This window comes from Ornithinimicrobium carbonis (assembly GCF_050703245.1).
Classification (GTDB): Bacteria; Actinomycetota; Actinomycetes; order Actinomycetales; family Dermatophilaceae; genus Ornithinicoccus.
Map to the genome: position 1 here is coordinate 842,660 of NZ_CP192647.1, position 26,297 is coordinate 868,956.

The window sequence follows — 26,297 nt, forward strand, 5'->3', positions numbered from 1 at the left end:
TCCCTTGCGTCGTGTCCGGCGTCGGTGCCGGTGTCTGGATCTGGTGCAGGGCCGGCCTGGGAGCCGGCCACGTCCGACGGTAGGCCCGGGGCTAGGAGGTCGCGACCGGAACCGGCCCGTGCGGGGCGAGGGGGCCGTGGGATCTGCTCGTCGAGCCGTCGGCCTCGCACCGTCCGGTTTCACGGCTGCCGGACTCGAGGTGCGCAGGGGGAGGCTCACGGGGAGAAGGAGGCCCAGAGGGCTCCGGACCCGATGCCGAGAAGGAGACTCAGGGCTGCGGTCGCGATCGCGGTGGTGCGCGACCAGTGGCCGGGTGTGCCGGCGTCGTCCTGGTGCTGCTCCGGTGTTTCGGGGCGGGCGTAGAGGGGCGCGATCCAGCGCAGGTAGTAGAAGAGGCTGACGACGGTGTTGACGAGGACGAGCACGGCAAGCCAGGCGTACCCGGCGTCCCAGGCCGCGGCGGTGGTGGTCAGCTTGCCGACGAAGACCACGGTGGGCGGGGTGCCGACGAGTCCGAGGAGCGCCACGACCAGGGCTGCGCCGAGCCACGGATGGGATCTTCCCATGCCCCGGTAGGAGCGCAGCTCGCGCCGTCGGGGGAGGGCGGTGGTGACGGCGAACGCGGAGAGGTTGGTGACGGTGTAGCCGGTCAGGTAGAGCAGCAGCGAGGGCAGCGCGAGGTCGCTGCGTCCGGCGACCGCGACCGGCACGAACAGGTAGCCCACCTGGCTGACGGTGGACCAGCCCAGCAGTCGCCGGGGGTCGGTCTGCCAGTAGGCGGCGAGGTTTCCCAGCGTCATGCTGATGCCGGCCAGCAGCGCGACCAGCAACGGCCAGGCGAGGGTGTCGGGAAGCATCGCGACGAGCCGGTAGGCGGCGATCACCGCCCCGATCTTGGGCACGGTGGTGAGGAATGCCGCGACTGCTCCGCCGGCACCCTGCGCCGCGTCGGGGACCCAGAAGTGCCCTGGGACACCTCCGGCCTTGAACAGCAACCCGCCCAGCACCGCCACGACGCCGGCGGCGACCACCCCTGCCGGCGCGTCAGCGAGCCGGTCGCTCAGCTCGGCGTAGGACGTGGTGGCTGACACGCCGTAGAGCAGCGTGACCCCGGCCAGCAGGAGAATGCCGAACAGGGCACCCAGCAGGTAGGTCTTCATCGCCGCCTCGGCGCCCAGGGGCGTGCGCGCGATCCCGATCAGGCCGTAGAGGGGGACGCTGGCCAGCAGGAACCCGACGGTCACGACGAGCAGGTCGTCCGCCCCGGCCAGGATCAGGGTGCCGGTGGTCGAGAACAGCAGCAGCGCGTAGGTCTCGCTCTCCCGGGGTGTGTCGGCGATCTCGTCGGAGGCCAGCGCCAGCACGACGAGGGTGCCGAGCGCGGCGACGATCCGGGCGACCCCGGTGGTGGTGTCGACCGTGAAGGTGCCTTCCATCGCCACCTGCGCCGGACCGGGCAGGTCGAGGGCGGCCAGGGCGGCCGCCACCAGCAGGACGGCCGCGGCGACGGCACGGGTGAGCCACTGTCGTGTCCGCGGCAGGAAGGACCCGCCCATCAGCACCGCGAGCCCGCCGAGGAACAGCACGATCTCCGGTGCGAGCAGGGCAGGCCGCATGGCCATGGACTCCACCGCGGCCTACCTCCCGACGAGCTGGACGAGGACCTGCGCCGCGGGCTCGATCACCTCGAGCAGCGGGCGGGGGAGGACACCGATGAGCAGCGAGAGTGCCAGCAGCGGAGCGATGCCCCACAGCTCGGCGGGGCGCAGGTCGCCGAAGCCGGCGGAGGCGCCCCTCGTCGGACCGGTGAAGATGCGCTGCAGAGCCCGCAGGAACAGCGCGGCGGTGATGAGGATGCCCACCAGCGCGACCGCGGTGACCGGTGCCGCGGCGATGCTGCCGGTGAAGATCTGGAACTCGGCGATGAAGCCCGACAGGCCGGGCAGGCCGAGCGAGGCGAACGCACCGACGGCGAACAGGGTCGCGAGCCTGGGGGCAGGACCGGCCAGACCTCCGTAGGAGGCCATGTCGTAGGTGCCGGCCCGGTCCCACATCACCCCCGCGAGGAGGAACAGGGCAGCGGTGATCAGGCCGTGGCTGACCATCTGGGTGACGGCGCCGGTGACCGCCACGGACCGCGCCTGCGTGGTGTCGTCGGCGACGATCCCGGCGGCGCCGACGGCCAGGACGACGTAGCCCATGTGGTTGACCGAGGTGTAGGCGACCATGCGCTTGAAGTCCGTCTGGGCCAGCGCCACCAGGGCGCCGTACACGACCGACACGATCCCGACCACGACGACCGCCCAGGCCCAGGCCCGCCAGGCCTCGGGCAGCATCGGCATCGCGATCCGCACGAATCCGTAGGTGCCCATCTTCAGCAGGACGCCGGCCAGGACGGCCGAGCCGATGGCCGGTGCGTCGGTGTGCGCCGGGGGCAGCCAGGTGTGGAACGGCACCGTGGGTGTCTTGACGGCCAGCCCGACCAGGATCGCGGCCAGGACCAGCCCCCCGGCCAGCGACGACCCCTCCAGCGGGGTCTGCTCGGCCAGCTCCACCATGTCGAACGTGTGCGGGTCGGCGGCGATGTAGAGCCCGATGAAACCGGCGAGCAGGGCCAGGGAGCCCAGGAAGGTGTAGAGGAAGAACTTCATCGCCGACCGGCCGGCCTCGCCGTGGCCCCACCCGGCGATCACGAAGTACATGCCGACGATGGACAGGTCGAAGAAGAGGAAGAACAGGATCAGGTCGGCGGCGACGAAGAGCCCCAGGCTCACGCTCTGCAGGAACAGGAACAGCGCCGCCTGGGTCCGGGGCCGGTCGCTGCTGCGGAGTGAGAAGACCGAGCAGGCCAGGAAGATCACCGCCGTCATCGCCACCAGAGGCAGGGACAGCCCGTCCACCCCGACGTGGTAGCTGCTGTTCACCCCGGGGATCCACTCGGCCCGCTCCTCGAACGCAAGCCGACCCGCCCCCGGTGGCTCGTAGGTCAGCCACAGCGCAGCGACGAGCGCCAGGTCGCCGGCGGCGACGACCACCCAGACCCACCGTGCAGCGCCGTCGCCCAGGCGTGACAGGGCCATCAGGGCCAGCGCGGCGGCCATGGGCAGGAAGACGATCAGACTGAGCACGTTCACCTCACCGTGAGCAGGAGCAGGACGCCGACCGCGAGGACCGCGACGGCCTGGACGTAGTAGTGGTGCAGCTGCCCGCTCTGCGGGCGACGTGCCATGCGACCGAGCTGGCGCACCCCTGCCGCGAGCTCCTCCGTGGCGCCGTCGAACCAGCGGTCGTCCGCCCGCCCGGCCCGCTGCGCAGCCTTCACGGTCGCCCGGGAACTGAACTCGACCGCACCGTCGAGCACCCGGTCGTCGAACCTCGCCGCCCGGCGCGCCAGGCCCAGGGTGCCCGACGCAGCCCCGGTCACGACCCGGTCCAGGACCCGGTCGTCGAAGCGGGCCAGCACCTGGGCCAGCGCCAGGGTCGGCAGGACGACGACGGTCCGCGTCGCCGGTTCCAGACCGAGCCAGCCGCGCGCCCACCGGGGCTGCGGCGCAGGCCGCCACCACAGGAGCGCGAGCACGGCGAGAGCGATCCCCGCCGAGGCCAGCATCTCCAGGAGGGTGGGGTGCAGCGGTTCCTCCCCGAGAGCGCGGGAGAGCGTGCCGCCCACCGGCGGCAGCGCGAGCAGGCCCAGCACCAGCGCACCCAGGGCGAGCAGGACCATCGGCGCGCGTTCGAGCGCTCCGACATGGCCGGTGCCCGGCTCCTCCTCATCCAGGTGCCCCTCGACCAGGGCGCGCTCCGCAGCAGGGACTCTCCGCCACACCGCGACCAAGATCTTGCCCGCGTAGGCCGCCGACAGGGCGGCGGCGGCCAGGCCGACCGCATACAACCACGGCGACTGCGCCAGAGCCGCGGCCAGGACCGCGTCCTTGGTCGCCCACAGGGCCAGGGGCGCGACCCCGGCCAGCGACAGCACGCCGAGCGTGCTGGCCCAACCCACCAGCGGCCAGCGCCGGGCGACCCCGCGCAGGCCGCTCAGGTCCTTGGTGCCCAGCGCGGTGAGCCAGGCCCCGGCGGCCAGGAACAGCAGCGCCTTGGTCGCGGCGTGCGCCACCAGGTGTGCCGCGCCTGCGCCGACCGAGGCCAGCCCGGCACCCATCACCACGAACCCCAGCTGGGCCGAGGTGGAGGCGGCGAGCAGCTGCTTGAGGTCCTGCTGGGCCAGGGCCACGGCACCGAGCAGCAACGCGGTCAGCGCGCCGATCCAGGCCGCGGTCGGCGCGGCCCAGCCCGTGGAGGTGAGCAACGGTTCGGTCCGCAGCAGCAGGTAGCCGCCCATGGCGACCATCGCGGCCGAGTGCAGCAGCGCACTGACCGGGCTCGGGCCCTCCATCGCCCGAGACAGCCAGAACGAGAACGGCAGCTGGGCCGCCTTGCCCAGCGCCGCGACCAGGACACCGGCCGCCACCACGTGCCGCCACCCCTCGCCGCTGGCCGACAGGTCGGCCAGCGCCAGCCCGCCGCCACCGGCGAGGGCGGCCCCGGCCGCGAGGTAGAGGCCGACGTCGGCTCCGCGGGTGGTCACGAACGCGGTGATGCCGGCGGAGACCCGGTGCTGCTCGCGCCACCAGAACCCGATCAGCGCGAACGACGTCGCACCCATGACCTCCCAGGCGAACAGCAGAGCGGGCAGGGTCTGCGCGGTCGCGGTCATGAGCGCGCTGGAGGCGAAGAGCAGCATGAGCCCGTGGAACCGTGCCCGCGACCGCCGGATCTCACCGGCGGAGAACAGCAGCACCAGCAGGGTGACGACCGCCACGGTCGGCACGACCAGGGCCGACAGGGCGTCCACGCCCAGGGCCAGGTCGCTGCCGGCCATGAACGGCACCGACACCTGCGGCCGGGCCACGGCCACGAGCACCGACAAGACGGCGGCGAGGCAGGCCGTGGCCAGTGAGATGGGCACCACCACACGCTCGAGGCGTGAGAGAGCCAGCGCGCCGCCGACGACCGCGGGCAGCAGCACGAGCAGCCACAGCGCGACCTGGGCCGTGGCCTGGTTCATCGGGACAGGTCCGTGGCCATGTCGGTCATGTCGGCCTGCCGTTCCCGGTGCAGCAGGGTGGCGACCGCGAAGCCCATCGCCATCTCCAGGGTCATCGCGGCGATGATCACCAGGAGCAGGACCTGCCCGGTGGGGGCCGGAGCCAGGAACCACCAGAACCCGGCGGCGGCCAGGATGACCGCGTTGATCATCAGCTCCAGGCCCATCATCACCATGACGACGACCTGCTGGGAGATCGCGCCGTACAGACCGACGGAGAAGATCGCCGCGGCAATGAGCAGGGTCGCCTCCAGGGTCATCGGCCCACACCTCCGGTCTGGGGGTCGTCGGGGGTGCGCCGCTTCAGGTCCTCGCCGAACCGGTCGTACCGGGTGCGGTGAGCCGCCAGCACGACCCCGGCCACGATGGTGGCCACCATGACCGGGCTGATCACGGCCATCACGAGCATCTTCGGGCCCATCAGCGCCTCGCCGAGGGCCACCGTGACGTCCGGCGGTGGGCTCCCCCGACGGGTGGGCCAGTCCACCAGCAGGATGCCCGCCGCCAGCACCATGAACGTGACCACCGCCGCGGCGGCGGCGGTCCTGTTGCTGTGCACCATGCTCATCGGCATCAGGGCGGGGTTCATCCCCATGAACATGACCATGTAGACGGCCATGACCGCCATCTCCATGACCATCATCAGGATCGTCACCACGCCCACGTAGTTCTGCTGCAGGAACAGCACCTGCAGGCCCACCGCGACGAAGGACAGCGCCAGGGCGTACGTGGCCCGGGCCATCGAGTCGACGTAGAAGACCGCGGCGCCGCTGAGGACCGCGACCAGCCCGAGGCCCCAGAAGGCGATGTCGGCGACCATGGTCAGGACCTCCACACGGCGACGACGGCGACAAGCAGGTCTTGGGCCAGCACGGCCGGAAGCAGCACCAGCCACCCCACCTCCATGAACGTGTCCGGCCGGAAGGCCGGCAACCGCCGACGCAGCCAGACCAGCAGCGAGAGCACGGCCACCGTCTTGACCAGCACCCAGGCCCAGTCCGGCAGCAGCGGACCGGCACCTCCGCCGAGAAACATCGGGACCGCGAACGCCGCACCGGCCGCCAGCAGGGCGTAGCGTCCCGTCTCGAACACCAGCCGGTCCACACCGGACAGCTCTGCCCGCACGCCACCGGCGACGTCGCTGCCCAGCGCCGGGGCGAAGGGCCCCCACACCGAGAAGGCCGCGACCCCGAGCAGGTAGACCAGAAAGGCCACCGGCATCCACACCACGAACCACAGCCCGTCCTGGGCCGCGGCGACCCTGCCCACGTTCAGGCTCTCCGCGGCGATCGCCGGGGCGACCAGGGCGAACATCAGCGGCAGCTCGTAGCCCAGACCGTGGGCCAGGAACCGGTAGCCCCCGACCAGCGAGTGCGCCGAGTTGGCGCCCCACCCGGTCAACCACACCAGGGCCCAGACCATGACGTCCATGGCGTTGAACCACATGACGCCCACGTCCAGGTCGAAGATCGTCCACCGGCCCAGCGGCACGACCGCCACCATCAGCGCGGCCGCGACGAGCAGCCCCGCACCACCGATGCGCCAGAGCAGGCTGTCGGCCTGCACCGTGGTGCGACGCCGTTGCCGCATCAGCCGGGCAGCCTCGCCGAAGGGCCGGGCAGCTCCGCCGGGTGCACCCCCCGGCCCGCCGCTGGAACGTGCGGAGAGGGCACCGTCGAGCATCGCGGCGACCACGACGAGGCCCCCGAGAACGGTGACCGCGGCGAACGCCCAGCCCGGCGCCACCGTGACGACCGGCGAGTCCGACCCTGCGACGTTCGGCATCGCCATCGGGTCAACCATGGGACACCTCGTGCTCGGCCTGGCCGACCCGCAGCCCGTGCACGTCGAGGCTGGCCAGGACCAGACGCGCCGCTGCCAGATCCAGCCCGACAACCAGCTGCGCCAGGTGGTCGGCCCAGACAGCTGGGCGGACGTCGTGCCGCCCTTCCCCGCCGCCGGAAGAGGTCGCGCGGTCCACCATGCGGAGCAACCGGTCGTAGGTGTCACCCACGACGTCCACGGGCAGCCCGTGGTGGCGGACCTCCTCCTCGGTCAGCGGGCACAGCCCCCGCAACGACCAGCGCAGCGCCCACGAACGACGCAGCCTGCGCCGGAGCCGTTCGACGCCCGGGTCCGAAGGCCCGCCGCCAGTCTCCAGTGCCGCGTCCCGGATCCGTCGGGCCTGGGCCGCAGCATCGTCCCACCCGGCCAGCGCGAGCACGGAGACGAGATTGTCGAGCCCGCGTGCCCGCGCGTCGGCTTCGTCCCCGCCATCGTCTCCGGCCCCGAACACCTCGGCACGGGCCTGGGTCAGGAGGTCCCCCTGCAGCGAGCAGTGCAGCACCAGGCCCGCAGGCCAGTGAGGCAGCACCGGGCCCAGCCGGACCCTCAGGACGTCCATCTCCAGCCCGTCCCGGTCCGCACCACCCTCGGCCAGGGGGATCCCGCCCGGAGCCATGTCCATACCCCCGTGCCCGCCGTGACCCGCGTGGCCCTCGTGCCCGCCATGTCCTTCGTGGCCCCCGTGACCCTCGTGGCCTTCGTGGCCGCCGTGACTCTCATGACCCTCGTGGCCTTCGTGGCCGCCGTGACTCTCATGGCCCCCGTGGCCTTCGTGGCCGCTGTGACTCTCGTGGCCTTCGTGGCCGCCGTGACCCTCGTGGCCTTCATGCCCGCCATGTCCCTCATGGTTGCCCTGGCCCTGACCTCCGCCGGGGTCCTGGTGCCCATCGCCATCGCCGTGATCGCCATGACCACCGGGATCCTCGTGCCGACCCTGATCCTCTGGCCGGCGGTGCCGACCCTGGGTATGGGCACCGTGCTGTGCGTCGGGGGCCTCCCGGTGACCACCGTGTCCCGGGTGGTCCTGTCCGGCCTCGGTGTGGCTCACCTCCGCCTGTTCCCCTGGCAGAGACTCTGTTCCCTCCGCGGCACGTTCTGCGTGGGCGGCGGGGTCGGCGTGGTCTTCGTGGTCTTCGTGGTCTTCGTGGTCGCCCCCGGCCTCGGCGTCGTGAGGCTGGTGGGCCAGCAGATCGTCGGCTCCGGGCCGGTGGAGCGCGTCACGCTGGTGGTGAGCGAGCTCGAGGAGGCGGGCGGCGCGTCGTCGAGAACGCCCACGGTGTCGCTGTGCTTGAGTACCTCGACCCGCACCCGTGGCCCTGGCATCTGGTGCCACACGAGGTCGACGGCCTGTGTGAGCCGCGACCCGGGTACGCCGCACACGATGAGAACGTCGGCGTCTGCCGGGGACTGGGCCAGCTGCCATCCCCGCGCGAGCACGGCGCGCTCGACGTGCATCCGCGTGCGCCCCCATCCGGGGACCTCGACCACGAGGGCGTGCGCATGCCGTGCGGCGAGCCTCGAGGTCGCCGTGCTCAGACCCATCGCAGGGCACCTTCCCGCCACGCCCACAGGACGGCGACGAACAAGGCAGCGAGGAAGAGGAACATCTCGACGACCGCCGTGGCTCCGATCTCGGCCACCACCACGGCCCATGGATACATGAAGAGCATCTCGACGTCGAAGGCCAGGAAGAGCAAGGTCGCCAGGTACCACCGCACGTGGTAGCGGGACAGCGCGTGCTGGTGCGGGGTCCAGCCCGACTCGAACGGAAGCACCTCCAGGGGATCCGGCGTCACCGCCGTCCTCCGGTGGAGCCCGTACAGCACGAGGACGGGCACGACCGCGGCCACGGCCATCACGGCCACACCCACGTACATGAGCCTCCTCTCGGCACCAAAGATCCTGCACTGCCGTCGCGGACCTGTCGATCCGACACGCGCCCACCCAGCCCAGACAACCACCCACCAATGTTGGAAGAACCACCCCTCGACCCGGGCGGCGGGTTGCCGTCCCCCGACAGCGAGGCGGTGTCCGATGCCCGCATGCGACCTCCCGGGAGTGGTGGGAACGCGTGAGTGCCGCTCAGGGCCCAGTCTGCGGCGAGCCCGGAACGTCGTCCGGAAAGGGGCAGCACGGCCCCCGACGACTCAGGAGACGCCGTTGCCGCCGTCCGCGGCGAAGTAGTGGACCTGAGTCAGCCGACCCCTGGCGCGGGCGTGCCTGGCGACGGCGCGGCCGATCGGGTGTTCGGAGGCGTCCTCCAGCGCACCGTCCACGGCAAAGACCTGCTCGAGGAGACTCACCCTCGGCGGCGTGCACGGTGGTGACGCCCACCCGGCCGGCGGTGACGGTGCCGGTCTTGTCCAGGACGACGGTGTCCACGCGCCGGTGGACTCCAGGATCTCCGGGCTCCCGATGACGATGCTCAGCGGGGCCCCGCGGCCGGTGCCTACGAGCAGTGGGGCGGGGGTCGCCGGGCCGAGGGCGCAGGGGGGCAGGGGGGCAGGGGATGATGAGCACGGCCGTGGCTGCGGTGAACGCCGCGGTGGTCGAGGCGCCCAGCAGCAGCCAGGTGCCCAGGGAGAGCAGGATGAGGGGGACGAACACCGCCGAGATCCGGTCGGCCAGTCGCTGGACCTCGGCCTTGCCGTTCTGCGCGTCCTCAACCAGGGCGGGCCATCTGCGCCAGCTGGGTGTCGGCACCGACGCGGCTCGCCCGGGCCACGAGCCGGCCTCCGGCGTTGACGGTGGCGCCGACAACGCTCACCTGCGAAGAGCATCAGGTCCGATTCGATGGAGGTTCGATGAAGATCCCAGGGTCGGGACTGAGAAGGAGGTATACGCCCATGCTGGGGACGCCGCAGGCCGGTGCAGCAGCCGTACCCGTGCCGGTCCAGCGTGGTTCCGTGGGCTTGGTGTCTTCCCCGGGGTCCTGTGACAGGGGGACGCACCCGCTTGACACCGGATCTGGGCGTCCGTCTGGGGGGAGGACCTCACCGATCGGCTCCGATGCTGGCTGGCCCTCGACGAGCAGACTTCCTTGACGAACAGGCTTCCTGTTTGCGGGGGTGGCCCCCCGCCATTCCCGTTCGTACCGGGCCCACACTGAGCGTTCCGCGAACGTCCCTCGTGGTGTCAACCAGAAGCGTCCCCGTCGATCTGCCCCTCCCACGGCTGGGCCACGCCTCGGGTGGGCGTCCAGTTGGCCGCCTATCCGCGAGCCTCCACGGGGTAACCGATCCTGCTCGTGCCGTCGCCGTCCGCACCGCAGTTCCAGGATGCGCTAGTCCCCGCGAACGGCATCCTGCCGTGCGAGGAGAGCCAGCAGCAGGCCCGGGAGCGACCCCCGCCCGGTGCGACCCTCGCCCTCGCGGGGCGACGGCACGCAGGGGACCCACGCCCCGCCCCGGCGTGATCACGTCGTGGGCGCAGCCAGGCTCTTCTCCATCAGACCCGGAGCCTGGGCGAACCGGCCGCTCAGCACGAGCGCCCCGCCGACCAGAACGCTGACCAGCGCCCAGAGCTGGGGTTGGGTGAGCCCCGCCAGGACCGGGTCGTTGATCCGGACGAACTCGACCGAGAACCGCGCCATGCCCGACAGCACGAGGTAGGCGCCGAACACGGGGACGGGGGCCCAACGCGGGCCGATGTGGACCAGGACCGCGACGATCAGCACGGCGGCGGCGACCTCGTAGAGGGGGGTTGGGTGCACGGGGACGTCGGTGGGCACGACCCCGTTGGGAAACGCCATTCCCCACGGCAGGTCCGTGGGGCGGCCGTACGTCCCGTCCCCCGACAGGAGGCATCCCAGGCGCCCGATGGCGTACGCGAGGGTGAGGGGGACCGCGACGGCCCCGGCGACAACCCCGCCCGGCAGCCTGTGGCGTCGGACGACGACGAGGGCGGCCACGGTGCCGCCGACCAGCCCGCCGTACCAGGTGAAGCCCATGCCGCCCAGGTCGTGCAGGCTGATCGACGGGAGCTGCTCGAGCAGGTAGTAGATCTTCGCGCCGAAGAATCCCCAGACGGTGGACCATAAGACCAGAGCATGCGCGGAGTCCTTGCTCAGGCCCCGTCGTTCGAAGGCCCGGCCCAGCAACCACGCCGCGACCAGCGCAGCTGCCGCCTTGCTCAGGCCGTAGGTCTGTACGTCGAACCCGAGGATGGTGAACAGCACCGGACTCACAGTGTCTCCCGTCGTGGACCGAACTTAAAAGCCGTCCGTCGACCGAGGCGGCCGGCGAGGCGACCACGCCATCCTCATGGGTGAAGGCGAAGGGCGGGTTGGCGTTCGGTCTCGGTTTGACGAAGAGGCCCCGAGGTCAAGACCAGGGCGGACGGCTCCATCGAATCTTCACCGTCTGCGTGGAGGACCCATACCTCTCTCTGGTTTGGTCGGAGGCCTAGTGCTCCCTTGGGGGTAGGTGGAGGTGGACAATGATGGTGACTCGGAGCTATCAGGTCTGGGGACTGACCTGCGGTGCCTGCCTGGCGCTGGTCCTGGACGGGGTTCGAAGCCTGTCCGGAGTCCGGTCGGCGGCAGTTGACCTTGTCCGGGGTGGTGGGTCTCGACTCGTCATCACCGCCGGGACGGTACTTCCCACCGCGACCGTCCGTGCAGCGGTGGAGCGGGTCGGGTTCGCCCTGGTCGAGATCGGAGGGGTCCAGCACGAGGAAGGTGGTCCCACCAGCACCGTGTCGGCGAGCGGTCAGCCGTTCTAGGCCGCTGGCAGTCCCGTCACGATCGTGTTCCCCGACGCCGCCGGCCAGGGAGTACGGGAGCCGGCGACTGGACGAAGGGTTGAGGCCAACGGCGGAGCACGATGGCCCAGGGCCTCCCCGGCCCCTCCCGGGAGCAGCTGCGTGGGCGTCGTTGGAAGGGCCGGTGCCGTCGTAGACCAAGGCACGAGGAGGGGTGGCGACGCGAGCGTCCCCGTCGATGGTCCCGGCTCGAACGTCCCCGTCGATGGTCCCGGCTCGAACGTCAAGGGGATCGCTGATGCGGTCCGCAGCCCGCCCGACAGGGGTTCATCGGGCTCCCGACAATCCCAACCGGGTGGCACTGGTCACCGGCGCCGGGTCAGGGCCGTCGAGTACGGCCGGGCGGTAGCGCACGTCAGCAACGTGGGCGTCTCGGGCCTAGAGGGCGTCGTGTAAGAGCGCACCGCCCTCTTCACCCACGCCACCCTGCTCGGGCAGCTGCCTGGGCGCACCGAGGTGACGCCGGCCGCACGGACCGGTCCCTGGGTTCTGCCTGTGGGGGCCCTCGTCGTCAACATGTTGCGGCAGACGTGGTTCGGCCGGCAGACACCCATCCGCCAGGCCCCGCGCTGCCGGCACGGTCACCATCACCGGTGAGGCTGTTGGCGCTCGTCCTCCTGCGGGTGCGCGACCACACCCGGACGCCGCCGCTGCCGTCACGCCCCGGGGCCGGAGCTGCTCAGGCCCGGTCGGGTCCGGACAAGGCCCCTCCTGGTCCTGGTGGTCGTGCCTGAGCGGCCGCCTCGGTCACGGCCTGGGGTGCTCTACCGGCGATTCCGGACGGGGGAGGGGCGGCGAGCGGCGGTGCGCCGGGCGGTCGCGCAGGGAGTCCCTGACCAGGGAGGCGGCCAGAACGCCCAGACTCCCCGCACCGGCGGCCACGAGCGGACCCCGCCACGCCTTCCACCCTCCGCCCTCGCCACCTACTCCGCGTCCCACGGCGTCGATTAGTGAGGCTGCGATCACGCCGGCGACGATCCGGTTGCCGATGCGGTGGATCTCCCGGACGATCTCCTGCAGCTCGTCGGCACTGAGGTGAACGTCGAAGCCGCCCCGTTCCAGCACCTGCGCCAGGTCGCGCAGGCCCTGCGGCGCGTGGGAGCTCGCCGCAAGCAGTTCACGTGCCACGTGAATGATCCGCTCGGCCACGGCGTCGGGGGAGTGGCGCCGCAGCGCGAGACGCTCGGCGTAGGGGGCCAGCACCGTGGCCAGCTCGAAGTCCGGGTCGAGGCGACGCCCCAGCCCCTCGGCCATGAGCAGCATCTTGAACAGCAGCGCAAGGTCGTGGGGCAGCGTCAGCTGGCGCCGCCGGGCGACCCCCAGGACCTCGGTGATCAATCCGGTCAGCGCGAGCTCTGCCAGGGGCACCCCGCCGAACCGTTCCACGACCGGCCCCAGGTCGACCTCCAAGGCCCCGCGGTCGACGTCGGGAGGGTGGCCGACCAGGCTCAGCAGGGCGTCGGAGGTCCCTCCCAGGTCCCCGCGAAGCAGGTTGATGAGCAGCTCGACCAGCTGCTCACGAAGGCTCGGTCAGCTCGCCAACCATGCCGAAGTCGATGACGGCCAGGCTGCCGTCGGGGGCGACGAAGAAGTTGCCGGGGTGCGGGTCAGCATGGAAGAGGCCGTCCTCGAAAACCATCTGGCACAGGACGCCGGTGGCGCGCACAGCCAGCTCCCGTCGGTCGATGCCGGCGGCATCGAGGGCCTGGAGGTCGTCGATCTTCATGCCGTGGACGCGTTCGAGGGTCAGGACCCGTGGCGTGGTCGTGGTGCGGTACACCACCGGGATGTGCACCTGCGGGTCACCGGCGAACGAGCGTGCGAACCGTTCGGCGTTGGCCGCCTCCGTGAGGTAGTCTAGCTCGGCACGCAGGGTCCGGGAGAAGTCCTGGACGATGCCCACCAGGTCGTAGCCGCGTGCGAGCTCGGAGTGCCGGCTCGCGGTGGCGGCGAGGCTCTGCAGGATCTCCAGGTCCCTGCTCACCGTCTCCACCGCCGCCGGTCGGCGCACCTTCACCACGACCTCGTCGTCCCCGATCCTGGCCGTGTGCACCTGCCCGATCGAGGCGCTGGCCAGTGGTCGACCGTCGAAGCGATCGAACGCCCCTGCACCTCCGAGCTCCTCCGCCAGCGTTTGCATGATGACGTCGGTGGGTACCGGCACTGCCGCGTCCTGCAGCTTGGCCAGCTCGGCGGTGTAGGCCAGCGGCAGAAGGTCCGAACGGGTCGACAGGATCTGGCCGAGCTTGACGAACGTCGGACCGAGCTCTTCCAGAGCCAGCCGCAGGTGCTCCGGCTGACTGTACCGACGGCCCCGCTCTGCCCCGGCAGCCCACGGCGGAACGGGATGCGTCCCTGCAACCCCGCCACTCCCACGGCGAACCCGAAACCGTGGACCGACAACGTCTCGACGATCTCCCGGTAGCGTCCCGTCGGAAACCCACACCCCACCTCCGCGCTCCATGACGGATTTTACTCCCCCTGCCGGAGGTCCACCACAGTCTAGATGGCGGAGGTCGACATCCACTGCTCGACGTCCCCGAAGCAGCTCCGGCCGCTACGAAGGCTGGCGTCGGTGGCTGTGACCCTGTTCCTGCGGACCACCAGGGTGACTGTCCGGCAGAGCCGAGCAGCCCTCAGGTGCGGACACGGTCGATCTGGCCGCCGGCGAGGAAAGCCCTGCAGGTCGACCTCGCCGGGCGTGTGCCAGCCGATACAACCCCCCACCGCGGGATCGCACGAGCGCGGGGCCGGCAGATGATGCAGCCTGACCCCTGATCAATGCCGCAGAGGACGGGGGACCTTCACCTGGCCAAGACCGGGGACCGGCAGCTGACGCTTGACATCGTGGGTTGGGGCAGAATCGGATACCAGCCTCTCCGTCCCGTCGCAGGGATCGCGATCGCCCGACGGTCGACAACACGGAAACGACAGCAGTCCTGAACGTGATCTCCATGGAGCAAGCACAGGGTGGGAGCTGAACAGGCAGCGAAGCCCTTCGGTGGGGGCTGAACAGGCAGCGAACCCCATCGGTGGGAGCTGAAGAGGCAGCGGACCCCTTGCAGATGATGGAGGTGAGCGAGCCGTGTCTGTCCGCGAAGAGGCTGGCGCTGGCCCTGCACGGAGCACCGAGCTGCAACGGTCGCAGCCGCTCCTCGTGACCCGGGACGTGGCCAAAGCATACGGACGCTGGGGGCTCACGGGGCGGCGGTCGGTGCGCGTCCTGACGGGTGTGGATCTGACCCTGCGCGGCGGAGAGGTCGTCGGGCTGGTGGGGGAGAACGGGTCAGGAAAGTCGACGCTGATGCGCATCCTCGTCGGCGACCTGGCCCCGGACGAGGGCACCGTGGACCTGTCCGGCTCGTTGGGCTACTGCCCGCAGCAACCGGTGGTCTACCCCAGGCTCACCTGCGACGAGCACTTCGAGCTCTTCGGCTCCGCCTACCGCATGGCCCCCCCGGCACAGGCTGACGCCCGGCGCCTGCTGTACGAGGAGCTGGGGTTCTCCCGATTCGCCTCGGCCCGTGCCGATCAGCTCTCCGGCGGCACGCTCGCCAAGCTGAATCTCGCGCTGGCGCTGCTGCCCGACCCGAAGGTGCTCCTGCTGGACGAGCCCTACGCCGGCTTCGACTGGGACACCTACCAGAAGTTCTGGGGTCTGGTCGCAGCGCGCCGCCTCCGCGGGTGCGGGGTGCTCATCATCAGCCACTTCATCGCCGACCAGCAGCGCTTCGACCGGGTCGTCACCCTCCGGGACGGCAGGGCGTGGTCCACGTGACCCCGCTCCTGCTGGAGCGCAGGTTCCTGACGGACTATGCCCGCAACGGCACCAACCTGCTGCTGCTGGCGATCGTCCCGGTGACGTTCGTCCTCCTCGCCGCTCCCCGTCTCGCCGGCTACGCGGCGCTCATGGGGGCAGCGCAGGCCGGGCCTGGCGTCGAGACCGTCACCGCCGGCTGGGCGGCCGGCTTCCTGACCGGGATCGCCATGTACTTCCAGGTTGCGTCCTCCCGGGCCGGTGACCGGCGACTGGTGGTGGCGGGCCAGTCCCGGGCACGACTGGCCGGGGCCCGCCTCCTTGCCGGGGCAGCACTGGCTGCCCTGGCGACCGGTGCAGCCGTGGCAGCTCTGGGGCTGCGTCAGGGGCTGGACCGACCGGTCCCGACCATCATCGGCACCGCCATGTTCGCGGTCGTGTACCTCGCGATCGGCGCGGCGGTCGGGGCGCTGGTCCCCACACCGGTCAACGGCACGGTCCTGCTCCTGTTCGTCTGGATCCTGGACGTCTTCTTCGGTCCGGCGGTGAGCGGTTCCACCTCCGCGGTGCTGCGTCTGCTGCCCACGCACTTCATCTCGCTGTGGATCGTGGACCGGCCACCGGGCCATGGTGGACCCGGAGCACTCGCGTGGTCCGTCGCCTGGGTGGCCGCCGCGCTGGCCATCGCATACGTGATCGTTACTGTCGGCTCGGCACCGCACCGGTCCAGGGCGGACACGGACCGTCCCGACCAGCTGCAGGTCGCGGTGCTTATGGGACTGAAGGACTGGCGACGGACCCCGCTGCTGTGGCTGTTGCTGGCGGCCGTGCCTGCAGTGTTCATCCTTCTGGCGGACGTCATCACCCCTCCCGGAAGCACGCCCGTCCTCGTGCGGGAGAACGGTCTTCAGGTCACCCAGGTGATGGATCCCGCGGTCATCCACTCCGGGACGATGGCCCCGGAAGCGATCGCCTCCCTGGCTGCGCTGGTGGGCGTGTTCGTCGTCCTGGACGCTCGGGCTGGGGACCGGCGGCTGGTGCTGGCAGGACAACGTGTTCTCGTCGCCGTGGCCAGCAGGATGATCCTGGTCATGCTCGCGGCCGTCCTGGTGAGCCTGGCCTCTCTGGCGGTGACGGCAACGGTCTTCACCGCCGACCAGTGGCTCGTCTACGGGCTCGGGGGAGTGGTCCTGGCCCTCACCTACGGCCTCGTCGGCATGCTGCTGGGTCCGGTTCTGGGCCGGGTGTCCGGTGTCTTCCTGGCCTTCCTCCTCCCATTCGTCGACCTCGGACTAGGACAGAGCCCGATGCTCGGTGGTGAGCCCACCCGGTGGTCGCGGTGGATGCCTGGGTACGGCGGCATGCGTGTGCTCATCGACGGTGGACTGACCGCCGGCTTCGACGAGACGGCCAGCCTCGCCATCGCCGTGATCTGGCTGCTGCTCCTGGGCGCCGCGGTGGTCCTGATGCTCATGCGGACGCTGAAGGTCCAGGGGCGGCACGCCGGGGCGGGACGCCTCAAGGGTCGCGACGTCGTATCGCCTCACTGACCGGGTCGACGAGGCTGCCCCCACGGCCCCCGGCGGACCGGGTCGACCCGCAGCGGCACTCTCCGGGCCCAGGACGGGCGGCCGCGGCGGACGGGAGCCCCGGTGGGACGTCGGAGGTGTGCGAGCGTGCCCCCCCGTCGCGTCGGGGCCGGTGGGGGCCAGGTGCTGCGTGGCACCGGACGGCCCGGGAGAGCCCCGGGGGCCAGACCATACTGGCCATGTCGGGCGGCGTGGAGGGGCTAGCTCTTGTGGGGGGTCGATGGAGACGCGGGGCCCTCGGACCGTGTGTGCACCTCATGCTGCTGTGGTTGTGGCGCGGGGAGAGCGATCTGGAAGGTCGTACCCGTGCCCGGGCCGTCGCTGGTGGCGCTGATGGTCCCGCCGTGCGCGTCGACGATGGCCTTGCTGATCGTCAGCCCGATCCCGGAGCCGGAGCGGTCCCGACCGCGGGCGCCGTCCCCGCGGTAGAAGCGCTCAAAGATGTGGGGCAGCTGGCTGGCGGCGATCCCCTCGCCGTCGTCCCGGACCTGCAGGACGACCTCGGGCCCCTCCCGGTGTGCGGTCATCGTCACGGTGCCGTGGGGGCCCGTGTGTCGCAACGCGTTGCTGAGCACGTTCGTCAGGACCTGTCCGACCCGGGTCGGGTCCACGTCCGCGACGAGCTCCGTCGCCTGGCCGGGATCGATGCGCAGGTCCACGCCCTGGCTGAGATAGGGATCGTGCACGGTGTCCGCAGCGGCGCGCAGGAGGTCGAGCACATTGACCGGGGAGCGGGTCAGGGCCAGCCGCCCCTCCTCGGCCCGGGACACCTCGTCGATGTCGGCGGCGAGCCTGGCCAGCCGCTCGGTCTGCTGCGCCAGGACCGTCGCCGTCTCGGGGGTCAGGGTGATGACGCCGTCGCCGAGCCCCTCGTGGTAGGCGGACAAGGTCGCGATGGGTGTCCGCAGTTCGTGCGCCAGGTCTGAGAGCAGCTGCCGGCGCGTGTCTTCGACCCCTTCGAGGCGGGAGGCCATCAGGTTGAACGACTCGGCCAGGGTGTCCAGCTCGGTGCCCGATCCGACATCGGGGACCCGGGTGGCGTAGTGGCCGCGGGCAAGCTCACGCGCGGCGTCGCTGAGCTGTGCGAGCGGGCGGCGCAGCAGCCGTGCCAGGAACCATGACACGGCGCCGGCGGCGAGCAGGGAGATGGCAAGACCCAGGCTGAGGGAGACGAGGGAGGCGTCGCGGTAGGCCAGCTCGATGTGGTCCAGCTCGGGGGAGTCGGGCGGGTGACCGGCCTGCAACAGGTGCTCGTGGAAGATCGGTGGACCCACCAGGGCGGCGACCAGTCCCACGGTCAGGGCGCCCGCGACCAGCACCACCGCCTGTCCGGCAAGCAGGCGGGTCGCCAGAGCACGTCGCCTCGCGCGGCGTGGGGATGTCATCCCGGTCCCATGCGGTAGCCGACCCCGCGCACGGTAGTGACGTAGCGCGCTGTCTCCGGGTCGTCGCCGAGCTTCCTGCGCAGGTGGGCGATATGGCTGTCCACCAGGTGCTCGTCACCCACCCATCCGCCGCCCCAGACCTCCTCGATGAGCTGGCCACGGGAGAAGGCGGTCCTGGGCCGGGAGGCCAGGGTGATGAGCAGGTCCCGCTCGGTGGGCGTCAGGTCCACCCGCTGCCCGTCCAGGTGCACCTCCAGCCCCACCGAGTCGACGCGCAGGTCGCCGAAGACCCATACGGGTTCCTGCTCGAAGGCCCGGGCGGCCGAACCGGTCCGCGGGCGGCGAAGCACGGCCTGGACGCGGGCGACGAGCTCGCGCACGCTGAACGGCTTGGTGACGTAGTCGTCCGCGCCGACGGAGAGTCCGATCAACCTGTCCACCTCATCGGTGCGGGCCGTGACGACGATGATGTAGCAGTCGGTGAAGGTGCGGATCGTGCGACAGACCTCGACACCATCCAGGCCCGGGAGTCCAAGGTCCAGGACGACGACGTCCGGGGCCTGCTTCCGCACGGACTCCACGGCCGCCGGGCCCGTGTGGACCACCGTCGTCTCGTACCCGGCCCGGGACAGGTAGGCGGCCACCATCCCGGCCAATGCTCGTTCGTCCTCGACGACCAGGACACGGGCTGCTTGTGCGGTGGAGGTTGCTGGGGGCATGGGCCCATAGTCCCCCACCCGAGACGCCCCGGCGTCCGGGCCTGGGCCTGCGGTGACATCTCCACCGAATCTCCATCGATCTCGCGGGGCACCCCGACGTAGGCACCGAAGGATGAGGACCACCGACGAACGATCCGTTCAGGGAGTGAGGTCTGGTGATGTGGTTAGGCACCATGGGTTGGGCGATGTTGGTGCTGATGGGCCTGAGCACCGCGGCCCTGTGGGCCGTGGTCTTCCTCCTGGTCCGCCAGCTCCTGCCCGGAGCGGACACGCCCCGCGGGAGGGGGACCCCGGTTGACGCAGCGTCCCGCCCCCTTTCGAGGAAGCCGTGACCAGACCATCCCGGCGCAGGTCGCCGATCGACGGTTCGGGCGCAGGGAGCACCGTATGCTGGCGCCCGTGCAGGCGGCATGGACACGGCAGCTCCGGGTGACTGGCTCGTCGACGTCTACACCCGTCCGCACCGAGGCCGCGACGATGGTCGACCTGAGGTACGCATGAGCACCCCGTGGCGACGGCGTCGGTGGCACCCCCCTGCCGCGGTGGTGGGCGTGGCGGGTCTGGTCCTGACCGGCTGCTCGGTCCCCAGCAGCACGTCCGCCGGTCAGGACGTCGCGATCACCCACATCCACGCCGCCCAGCGCGACCCCGGCAGCGGTGATCTGCTCCTGGCCACCCACCAGGGCCTGTTCCGGCTGGACGACGGTGCGCTGCGTCCCGTCGGGCCGGTGATGGACCTGATGGGTTTCACCATCGACAGCGACGGCACCTACCTCGCCTCGGGCCATCCCGGGCCGCAGAGCGACCTGCCCGAACCTCTGGGCCTGATCACCTCCGAGGACCGGGGGGCCACGTGGACGGTGGCCTCCCGGGGCGGGCAGTCCGACTTCCACTCCCTCACCTCCTCCGGCGCCACGCTGACCGGGTTCGACGGGACGCTGCGCTCGACCCGGGACCGCACGACCTGGCAGGAGCGCCCCATACCCTCGCCCCCGCGCGTCCTGGCCGCCTCCCCGGACGGGACGCTGCTGCGACCACGGCGGCCGGGTTGCTGCGCAGTCAGGACGACGGGGCCACCTGGGCGACCCTGACCCCGCCCCGTCCTGTAGTTCTTGTCGCCTGGGCCGATCAGTCCACGGTGGTCGCCGTGACCGCTGAGGGCACCATCGCCACCAGCACCGACTCCGGTGAGTCCTGGACGCTGGGGGCCACGGCCCTCGGGGAGGTCACGTCGCTGTCTGCGGGTCGCACCCCCGAGGGTGCCCTCGAGGTCATCACCGTGATCGAGGACACCGTCGTGGCCACCTTGGACCAGGGCAGGACGATCAAGGTTCTCGTGCAGTGACGCAACCACGGCAAGAGGAGAAGACGCCATGAACAACCGTGAGCGCCCGACGTTCCGGACCGCATCAGCACCGGTCGCGCAGCCACCATCTCTGCCTGTCCCGGGGCAGCTGCCGGCGGACCAGAGGTCACCCGAGCGGCCGCGCCACGGTCACGGTGTGCTGATGTGGCTGATGTGCCTGCCGATGCTCACACTCGTGGGTGTCCTGATCGCCACCGGGACGCTGGGTACCGGCGCGCTGGTCTACGCCCTGGCCTGCCTGGGCATGATGGCCGTCATGATGGGCTGGATGAACCACGGGACGGGCGGCTCCGGGCACCGATGAGGTCACCCGGGCTATCCGCATCGACCGACATTCTCCATCAGATCTCCATCGTCCCGCCCCCCGACCCGCCACCTCGACACCTACGCTGAAGATACCCCCACGGGGTAACACACGGGGCAATACCCGACCAGGTTCGAGAGGAACAGATCATGGACATCGTCGTGACACTCGCCGTCGCGCTCGTGCTGACCGCCCTGACGGGCTGGTACTTCTTCGGCCCCAAGGCCTCCCGCCGTGCCCAGGTCGAGCACGGCCGCCAGGTCGTTCGCGTGACCGTCAAGGGCGGTTACAGCCCCGACCTCCTCGAGGTCGTCCAGGGCGTGCCTGTGCGGATCGTCTTCGACCGCCAGGAGTCCGGGGACTGCTCCTCCCGGGTGGTCTTCCCCCACTTCCGGGTGAACGAGGCACTGCCGGCGTACGCGAGCACCGCGGTCGACTTTACGCCCCAGGACGTCGGGGAGTTCGGCTTCGCGTGCGGGATGAACATGCTCCACGGGAAGGTCCGGGTGGTGGCAGACGAGACGACCGGTGCGCCAGGTGCCGGAGGCGCTGCCGACACGCTCGTCACCGGGTCAGGACCCTTGGCCGACCGGGGTCTCGACGACGCTCCGGGGCCGGTGGCCACCACGGCGTCCCAGGAGTCACGCCCGGTGAACGGTGCCGGTGACGACCCGGCCGACCCGGAGGCGGCCGAGCGGGCCGCCGAGATCGCCGACCTGCGCCGCAGGGTGGTGGTGGGGGCGGTGCTCACCCTTCCTGTCCTCGTAGCGGTCATGGCGCACGAACTGTTCAATGTCACCTGGGTGCCGGGTCTGCTGCTGGAACCGCTGGTCCAGCTGGTCCTGATCGCACCGGTCATGCTGTACACCGGGTGGCCGATCCACCGCACCGGGTGGTTGGCGCTGTCCCACCGCACGGCCGAGATGAACTCGCTCATCACCCTCGGCACGATCGCGGCGTTCGGGTTCAGCCTGGTCGCGACCTTCGCCCCGGGCCTGCTGCCGGCCGACGCCCGGGAGGTGTACTACGAGGCGGTCGGGGTGATCCTGACCCTGATCCTGCTCGGCCGGCTGCTGGAGACCCAGGCCAAGGCCGGCACGGGTGAGGCGATCCGGACGCTCATCGGCCTGCAGCCGCGTACCGCCAACGTCGTGCGCGGCGGGGATGAGGTCGAGGTCCCGGTCGAGGACGTCCAGCAGGGCGACGTGATCGTCATCCGCCCGGGGCAGAAGCTGCCCGTGGACGGTGAGGTCAGCGAGGGCACCTCCGCAGTGGACGAGTCGATGGTCACCGGCGAACCGATCCCGGTCACCAAGGGCGTCGGTGACAACGTGATCGGGGCCACGATCAACCAGACCGGGGCGTTCCGGTACGTGGCCACCAAGGTCGGCTCGGACACCATGCTGGCCCAGATCATCCGGCTGGTCCGCGAGGCGCAGGGGTCCAAGGCCCCGATCCAGCGGCTCGTGGACATGGTCTCCAGCTACTTCGTGCCCGCGGTCATCCTGATCGCGGTCTGGACCTTCGCGGCCTGGTCCGTGTTCGGACCCCCGCCTGCCCTGGTCTTCGCCCTCGTCGCCGCGGTGTCGGTCCTGATCATCGCCTGCCCCTGCGCGTTGGGGCTGGCCACCCCGCTCTCGATCACGGTCGGTACCGGAAAGGGAGCGACCCATGGCATCCTCATCCGCTCCGCCGAGGCACTGGAGACCGCGCACAAGCTGACCACCGTCGTGCTCGACAAGACCGGCACCATCACCAAGGGCGCCCCGTCCCTGACCGACGTCCTGCCCGCCGACGGGGTCGAGGAGACCGAGCTGCTGAGCCTCGTCGCCGCCGCCGAACGCAGCTCCGAGCACCCGCTGGCCGCAGCCATCGTGACCGGTGCCCACGACCGGGGGATCGACTCCGCCCCGGCGCAGGAGTTCGACTCGGTCACCGGTCAGGGCGTGCGCGCGCTCGTAGGAGGGCGGCAGGTGCTCATCGGCAACCAGCGCCTGCTCACCGGCGCCGGCATCGACCCCACGATCCTCCTCGGTGACCTCGAACGCCTCGCCCAGGACGGGAAAACTCCGATGCTCGTGGCGATCGACGGACGCCCCGGAGGTGTCATCGGCGTCGCCGACACCGTCAAGGAGGGTTCCGTAGAGGCCATCGCCGCACTGAGGGCCCGCGGTCTGGACGTGGTCATGATGACCGGTGACAACCGCGACACCGCCGCAGCCATCGCCCGCCAGGTCGGCATCACCCGGGTCCTGGCCGAGGTCATGCCCGAGCACAAGGCCACCGAGGTCAAGCGGCTGCAGGCCGAGGGGCGGATCGTCGGAATGGTCGGCGACGGCATCAACGACGCCCCTGCGCTCGCCCAGGCCGACGTGGGGTCGGCCATCGGCACCGGCACCGACGTCGCCATCGAGTCCTCAGACATCACCCTGATCTCCGGGAACCTCTCGGGCCTGGTCACCGCGGTCGACCTGTCCCAGGCAACGATGCGCAACATCCGCCAGAACCTCGTCTTCGCCTTTGGCTACAACGCCATCGGCATCCCCATCGCCGCCGGGGTCCTCTACCCCGCCTTCGGTCTGATGCTCAGCCCGATCATCGCCGCTGCCGCCATGGCCCTGTCTTCGTTGTCCGTGGTCACGAACGCCAACCGCCTGCGGGGATTCACACCGGCACCCCTTCCCGCAGCCGGCGTGGTCCCGGTTACGGAGCCGGTGGTCGAGCTCGGACACGAACCAGCCCAGGAGGAGACCGACATGACCCACCATGACCACGCAGCGCACCAGGACGGCGCGACCGTGACCGACCCGGTGTGCGGCATGAGCATCGACCCCACCACCGCGGCCACCACCCGCGAGCACGACGGGGCGACGTTCCACTTCTGCTCCAAGCACTGCTCGGCCACCTTCGACGCCCACCCCGAAAGGTTCAAGCACCCAAGCCCGACACCCTGACCGAGACCCCTCTACCCCCGGACGGACAGGAGAAGTGCGATGGTCCCCGGCAGTCGGACCAGCCCCGCCGCCATCCAGGTGCGCCTGCACCGGGTCGAGGGACAGGTCCGCGGCATCAGCCGCATGATCGAGGAGGATGCAGCCTGCATCGACATCCTCACCCAGGTCGCGGCAGCGACCAGGGCGCTGCAGTCCGTCGCCCTGCTCCTGCTCGACGACCACCTCCACCAGTGCCTCCACCAGCCCGGGGACGACCACCGGGTTCGTGAGGAGCGGGTCCAGGATGCCGCACGAGCGATCGCCCGGCTCGTGCGCAGCTAGGGACTGTCGTACCCGGTCGTTTCTTGGTGATCAGACAGGCGGATAGGGCGCTCGTGCAGCCCGTCGGGCGGTGCTGCGGACGCAGCACCCCCAACGGCTCGACCCAGGGCCAGGAGGACATCGGGGTCGCGGACATCAGATTGGCGACGCCAAGCGTGCGCCGAGTGCCTAGCAGCCTTCCACCTCCGACTCCGGGGGCGTGTTCCAGGGATGGCACTGGTGGCGCCCCACCACCCCTGCCGGTACAAAGCATGGACAGGGACCCGGCGCTGACGAGCCGTCCAGAGGACCGCCACGGTGCGGGGAGGGGCACCTCGGGGCGTGTCGTGGGCGCGGCGATTTGGGTGGCCAGCGCGCAGGGCTGGATAGTGGATCCGGTGAGTGAGCCGAACCGTCTTCAGATCAACTGGGTCACTTCTGCAGGTGGCGCCCTGGGCGCCGTGTCGTCGGCCGTGCTCCTGTCCAGCCTCGGTGCGGCCGGCACCCTGGTGGGCGCCGCGCTGGGCAGCTTGTGCATCACGGTGGGAGGCGCCGTCTACTCCCACTACCTGACCCATGACCAAGGAGCGCGTCTCGGCGCAGGCCCGCGCGGCTCGGCGCTCCGGCCGGGTGCGCGAGCTGGTCCCGGCAGAGGCGGTCAGGCAGCCCGAGGTTCCTCGGCGCGCCGGGGACCTGGGCCACACCGAGGTACCGGACGAGGAAAGCTCCGGGGGCCAGCTGGTGCGGGGCCTGCCCTGGAAGCGGATCGTCGCCGTCAGCGCAGCACTCTTCGGGATCGCGATGGCCCTCATCGTGGCCTTCGAGCTCTCGACCGGGCGTGCGGTGTCCACGTACACGGGTGGGACCAGCAACACCAACGTCGGTACCTCGGTCCCGGGCTGGAGCGGCACGGGGCAGGAGTCGCTGGACGCGGAGCTCGACGTGCCGGTGCCGGGGGACGTCCGGGACGGCGACGTCCCGCAGGAGCAGGCGCCCGGGGATGCTCCGCAGGAGGAAGCTCCGGCCGAGGAGGCGCCGCAGGAGCAGGCGCCACCGGCCGATGTTCCCCAGGAGCCGGCACCGGAGGCCCCTTCCCCCTAGGGCCCCTCGGGATCGACAGCGGCCACCGTCGTGGGCGACCGAGCGGGTCCCTGGGCCTGACGGCCCTCCGCTGTTCGCCCCGTCCTGGCTGAGTCCCCCGGGTCATACCCGTGCAACGTCAACCGGCCGGTGCGGGCACGGCGGGTGCGGATCAGGGGGTTGGTGAGGTACCTCACATAACAGCAGGTATGGCAATAGATGCTGCCACCGTATGGTTCCACCTGCCGTCAGCAACGACTTGCTGAGACCCCACCCCGCCACACGCCGGTTCCCGGCGCGTCGAACTCGCACAAAGGACCTCCATCGTGAGTATGAAGACACTCATCGCCCTTGCCGCTGCCGCTTCCCTGACGCTCACCGCGTGCGGTCAGGGCGGTGAGAGCGACGCCACTGCCGAGGCGGGGTCCGGGTTGGGTCTGGCGCAGGAGGGGGTGCTGGTCGTCGGGACCGAGGGCACCTACCGGCCGTTCAGCTACCACGAGGACGGCAGCGGCGACCTGGTCGGGTACGACGTCGAGGTGGTGGAAGCTGTCGCGGAGCGTCTCGACCTGGAGGTCCAGTTCCAGGAGACGCAGTGGGACGCGATCTTCGCCGGCCTGGAGGCCGGCCGCTTCGACGTGATCGCCAACCAGGTCTCGATCAACCCCGAGCGCGAGGAGGCCTACCTCTTCAGCACGCCCTACACCGTCTCCCCTGGCGTGGTCGTGACCAGCGAGGACACCGACGACATCACCAGCCTGGCCGACCTGGAAGGCATGATCGCCGCGCAGTCGCTGACCAGCAACTGGTACGAGGTCGCGGAGAGCAACGGCGCCCAGGTCGAGGCCGTGGAAGGCTGGGCCCAGGCCGTCGCTCTCCTCGAGCAGGGCCGGGTCGATGCGACCGTCAACGACAAGCTCACCTTCCTGGACTACACCAACGAGCGGCCGGACAGCCCGATCAAGATCGCGGTGGAGACCGAGGACGCCTCCCTGAACGCGTTCGCCTTCGCCCAGGGCAAGGAGGAGCTGGTCTCCGCCGTCGACGAGGCGTTGGCCGAGCTGGAGGCCGACGGCACCCTGGCCGAGCTGGGTGAGAAGTACTTCGGGCAAGACGTCTCGGGCTGAGGC

23 protein-coding genes and 1 pseudogene are annotated in these 26,297 nt (G+C 71.0%); 9 read left to right on the plus strand and 15 right to left on the minus strand.

Annotated features, from left to right (window positions below):
• Positions 1 to 215: 215 nt before the first annotated feature.
• The 13 genes and pseudogenes from ACQ95T_RS04380 to ACQ95T_RS04440 form a co-directional block, all read right to left on the minus strand.
• Entirely contained in the window at positions 216 to 1,622 is a 1,407-nt protein-coding gene (locus ACQ95T_RS04380; RefSeq protein ID WP_425940031.1) for an NADH-quinone oxidoreductase subunit N, read from the minus strand.
• A gap of 15 nt (positions 1,623 to 1,637) precedes the next feature.
• Positions 1,638 to 3,128: a complex I subunit 4 family protein gene (locus ACQ95T_RS04385; protein WP_425939678.1), complete on the minus strand. Its 1,491-nt coding sequence runs from the start codon at positions 3,126 to 3,128 to the stop codon at positions 1,638 to 1,640.
• 2 nt (positions 3,129 to 3,130) lie between these two features.
• On the minus strand, positions 3,131 to 5,068 hold the full coding sequence (locus ACQ95T_RS04390) for a proton-conducting transporter membrane subunit (protein WP_425939680.1): 1,938 nt from the start codon (positions 5,066 to 5,068) through the stop codon (positions 3,131 to 3,133).
• A complete protein-coding gene (locus ACQ95T_RS04395) occupies positions 5,065 to 5,367 on the minus strand; it encodes an NADH-quinone oxidoreductase subunit NuoK (protein WP_075957358.1) in 303 nt (100 codons plus the stop codon). The genes ACQ95T_RS04390 and ACQ95T_RS04395 overlap by 4 nt, the downstream gene beginning before the upstream one ends.
• Positions 5,364 to 5,927 (minus strand): NADH-quinone oxidoreductase subunit J, encoded by a 564-nt coding sequence (locus tag ACQ95T_RS04400; protein ID WP_431473569.1) that lies wholly within the window; start codon positions 5,925 to 5,927, stop codon positions 5,364 to 5,366. The genes ACQ95T_RS04395 and ACQ95T_RS04400 overlap by 4 nt, the downstream gene beginning before the upstream one ends.
• Before the next feature lie 2 nt (positions 5,928 to 5,929).
• Complete coding sequence (locus ACQ95T_RS04405; protein WP_431473570.1) at positions 5,930 to 6,898, minus strand: complex I subunit 1 family protein; 969 nt, start codon at positions 6,896 to 6,898, stop codon at positions 5,930 to 5,932.
• 4 nt (positions 6,899 to 6,902) lie between these two features.
• Positions 6,903 to 7,574 (minus strand): hypothetical protein, encoded by a 672-nt coding sequence (locus ACQ95T_RS04410; RefSeq protein WP_425939686.1) that lies wholly within the window; start codon positions 7,572 to 7,574, stop codon positions 6,903 to 6,905.
• A gap of 422 nt (positions 7,575 to 7,996) precedes the next feature.
• The gene (locus ACQ95T_RS04415; RefSeq protein ID WP_431473571.1) at positions 7,997 to 8,494 is read right to left on the minus strand and encodes a hypothetical protein; all 498 of its coding nucleotides are present in this window, start codon (positions 8,492 to 8,494) and stop codon (positions 7,997 to 7,999) included.
• Complete coding sequence (locus tag ACQ95T_RS04420) at positions 8,485 to 8,829, minus strand: NADH-quinone oxidoreductase subunit A (RefSeq protein WP_425939688.1); 345 nt, start codon at positions 8,827 to 8,829, stop codon at positions 8,485 to 8,487. Before ACQ95T_RS04420 ends, ACQ95T_RS04415 begins: the two co-directional genes overlap by 10 nt.
• 276 nt (positions 8,830 to 9,105) lie before the next feature.
• Positions 9,106 to 9,716, minus strand: a pseudogene (locus ACQ95T_RS04425) (heavy metal translocating P-type ATPase); the annotation flags it as partial.
• Positions 9,717 to 10,367: 651 nt separating this feature from the next.
• Positions 10,368 to 11,129 (minus strand): prolipoprotein diacylglyceryl transferase, encoded by a 762-nt coding sequence (locus ACQ95T_RS04430; RefSeq protein WP_425939690.1) that lies wholly within the window; start codon positions 11,127 to 11,129, stop codon positions 10,368 to 10,370.
• Positions 11,130 to 12,460: 1,331 nt separating this feature from the next.
• Positions 12,461 to 13,123, minus strand: coding sequence for a hypothetical protein (locus ACQ95T_RS04435; RefSeq protein WP_425939692.1), 663 nt, complete (start codon positions 13,121 to 13,123; stop codon positions 12,461 to 12,463).
• Positions 13,124 to 13,229: 106 nt separating this feature from the next.
• Positions 13,230 to 13,853, minus strand: coding sequence for an ABC1 kinase family protein (locus ACQ95T_RS04440; protein ID WP_431473572.1), 624 nt, complete (start codon positions 13,851 to 13,853; stop codon positions 13,230 to 13,232).
• Between the two features lie 1,092 nt (positions 13,854 to 14,945).
• Between ACQ95T_RS04440 and ACQ95T_RS04445 the strand changes: the two genes are divergently transcribed.
• Together ACQ95T_RS04445 and ACQ95T_RS04450 are read left to right on the plus strand one after the other, a co-directional pair.
• Positions 14,946 to 15,491 carry an ATP-binding cassette domain-containing protein gene (locus ACQ95T_RS04445; RefSeq protein ID WP_425939693.1) on the plus strand — a complete coding sequence of 182 codons (546 nt, stop codon included), beginning with the start codon at positions 14,946 to 14,948 and terminating at the stop codon, positions 15,489 to 15,491.
• The gene (locus ACQ95T_RS04450) at positions 15,488 to 17,020 is read left to right on the plus strand and encodes an ABC transporter permease (RefSeq protein WP_425939695.1); all 1,533 of its coding nucleotides are present in this window, start codon (positions 15,488 to 15,490) and stop codon (positions 17,018 to 17,020) included. Before ACQ95T_RS04445 ends, ACQ95T_RS04450 begins: the two co-directional genes overlap by 4 nt.
• 239 nt (positions 17,021 to 17,259) lie before the next feature.
• Here the strand turns inward: ACQ95T_RS04450 and ACQ95T_RS04455 are convergent, their stop codons facing one another.
• Positions 17,260 to 18,444: a sensor histidine kinase gene (locus ACQ95T_RS04455; RefSeq protein ID WP_425939697.1), complete on the minus strand. Its 1,185-nt coding sequence runs from the start codon at positions 18,442 to 18,444 to the stop codon at positions 17,260 to 17,262.
• Positions 18,441 to 19,163 carry a response regulator gene (locus ACQ95T_RS04460; RefSeq protein ID WP_425939698.1) on the minus strand — a complete coding sequence of 241 codons (723 nt, stop codon included), beginning with the start codon at positions 19,161 to 19,163 and terminating at the stop codon, positions 18,441 to 18,443. The genes ACQ95T_RS04455 and ACQ95T_RS04460 overlap by 4 nt, the downstream gene beginning before the upstream one ends.
• 497 nt (positions 19,164 to 19,660) lie before the next feature.
• On the opposite strand from ACQ95T_RS04460, the gene ACQ95T_RS04465 reads away from it, so the two are divergent.
• The 7 genes from ACQ95T_RS04465 to ACQ95T_RS04495 all read left to right on the plus strand — a co-directional run bounded on the left by ACQ95T_RS04465 (position 19,661) and on the right by ACQ95T_RS04495 (position 26,294).
• Positions 19,661 to 20,254, plus strand: a complete 594-nt coding sequence (locus tag ACQ95T_RS04465) for a hypothetical protein (protein ID WP_431473573.1) — start codon at positions 19,661 to 19,663, stop codon at positions 20,252 to 20,254.
• Between the two features lie 56 nt (positions 20,255 to 20,310).
• Complete coding sequence (locus ACQ95T_RS04470; protein WP_431473574.1) at positions 20,311 to 20,508, plus strand: hypothetical protein; 198 nt, start codon at positions 20,311 to 20,313, stop codon at positions 20,506 to 20,508.
• Positions 20,509 to 20,665: 157 nt separating this feature from the next.
• The gene (locus ACQ95T_RS04475; RefSeq protein ID WP_425939702.1) at positions 20,666 to 20,833 is read left to right on the plus strand and encodes a hypothetical protein; all 168 of its coding nucleotides are present in this window, start codon (positions 20,666 to 20,668) and stop codon (positions 20,831 to 20,833) included.
• A gap of 149 nt (positions 20,834 to 20,982) precedes the next feature.
• Positions 20,983 to 23,787, plus strand: coding sequence for a heavy metal translocating P-type ATPase (locus ACQ95T_RS04480; protein WP_425939704.1), 2,805 nt, complete (start codon positions 20,983 to 20,985; stop codon positions 23,785 to 23,787).
• Positions 23,788 to 23,826: 39 nt separating this feature from the next.
• Positions 23,827 to 24,108, plus strand: coding sequence for a metal-sensitive transcriptional regulator (locus ACQ95T_RS04485; RefSeq protein WP_425939706.1), 282 nt, complete (start codon positions 23,827 to 23,829; stop codon positions 24,106 to 24,108).
• Between the two features lie 555 nt (positions 24,109 to 24,663).
• Entirely contained in the window at positions 24,664 to 25,188 is a 525-nt protein-coding gene (locus tag ACQ95T_RS04490) for a hypothetical protein (protein WP_425939708.1), read from the plus strand.
• 311 nt (positions 25,189 to 25,499) lie between these two features.
• On the plus strand, positions 25,500 to 26,294 hold the full coding sequence (locus tag ACQ95T_RS04495) for an amino acid ABC transporter substrate-binding protein (RefSeq protein WP_425940035.1): 795 nt from the start codon (positions 25,500 to 25,502) through the stop codon (positions 26,292 to 26,294).
• Positions 26,295 to 26,297 lie beyond the last annotated feature (3 nt).

Coding starts and splice junctions, on each gene's coding strand:
- ACQ95T_RS04380 (WP_425940031.1), bottom strand. CDS start 1,622: ATGGCCATGCGGCCTGCCCTGCTCGCACCGGAGATCGTGCTGTTCCTC.
- ACQ95T_RS04390 (WP_425939680.1), bottom strand. CDS start 5,068: ATGAACCAGGCCACGGCCCAGGTCGCGCTGTGGCTGCTCGTGCTGCTG.
- ACQ95T_RS04395 (WP_075957358.1), bottom strand. CDS start 5,367: ATGACCCTGGAGGCGACCCTGCTCATTGCCGCGGCGATCTTCTCCGTC.
- ACQ95T_RS04400 (WP_431473569.1), bottom strand. CDS start 5,927: ATGGTCGCCGACATCGCCTTCTGGGGCCTCGGGCTGGTCGCGGTCCTC.
- ACQ95T_RS04405 (WP_431473570.1), bottom strand. CDS start 6,898: ATGGCGATGCCGAACGTCGCAGGGTCGGACTCGCCGGTCGTCACGGTG.
- ACQ95T_RS04410 (WP_425939686.1), bottom strand. CDS start 7,574: ATGGACATGGCTCCGGGCGGGATCCCCCTGGCCGAGGGTGGTGCGGAC.
- ACQ95T_RS04415 (WP_431473571.1), bottom strand. CDS start 8,494: ATGGGTCTGAGCACGGCGACCTCGAGGCTCGCCGCACGGCATGCGCAC.
- ACQ95T_RS04420 (WP_425939688.1), bottom strand. CDS start 8,829: ATGTACGTGGGTGTGGCCGTGATGGCCGTGGCCGCGGTCGTGCCCGTC.
- ACQ95T_RS04440 (WP_431473572.1), bottom strand. CDS start 13,853: ATGCAAACGCTGGCGGAGGAGCTCGGAGGTGCAGGGGCGTTCGATCGC.
- ACQ95T_RS04455 (WP_425939697.1), bottom strand. CDS start 18,444: ATGACATCCCCACGCCGCGCGAGGCGACGTGCTCTGGCGACCCGCCTG.
- ACQ95T_RS04460 (WP_425939698.1), bottom strand. CDS start 19,163: ATGCCCCCAGCAACCTCCACCGCACAAGCAGCCCGTGTCCTGGTCGTC.
- ACQ95T_RS04465 (WP_431473573.1), top strand. CDS start 19,661: ATGAGCACCCCGTGGCGACGGCGTCGGTGGCACCCCCCTGCCGCGGTG.
- ACQ95T_RS04480 (WP_425939704.1), top strand. CDS start 20,983: ATGGACATCGTCGTGACACTCGCCGTCGCGCTCGTGCTGACCGCCCTG.
- ACQ95T_RS04485 (WP_425939706.1), top strand. CDS start 23,827: ATGGTCCCCGGCAGTCGGACCAGCCCCGCCGCCATCCAGGTGCGCCTG.
- ACQ95T_RS04490 (WP_425939708.1), top strand. CDS start 24,664: ATGACCAAGGAGCGCGTCTCGGCGCAGGCCCGCGCGGCTCGGCGCTCC.
- ACQ95T_RS04495 (WP_425940035.1), top strand. CDS start 25,500: ATGAAGACACTCATCGCCCTTGCCGCTGCCGCTTCCCTGACGCTCACC.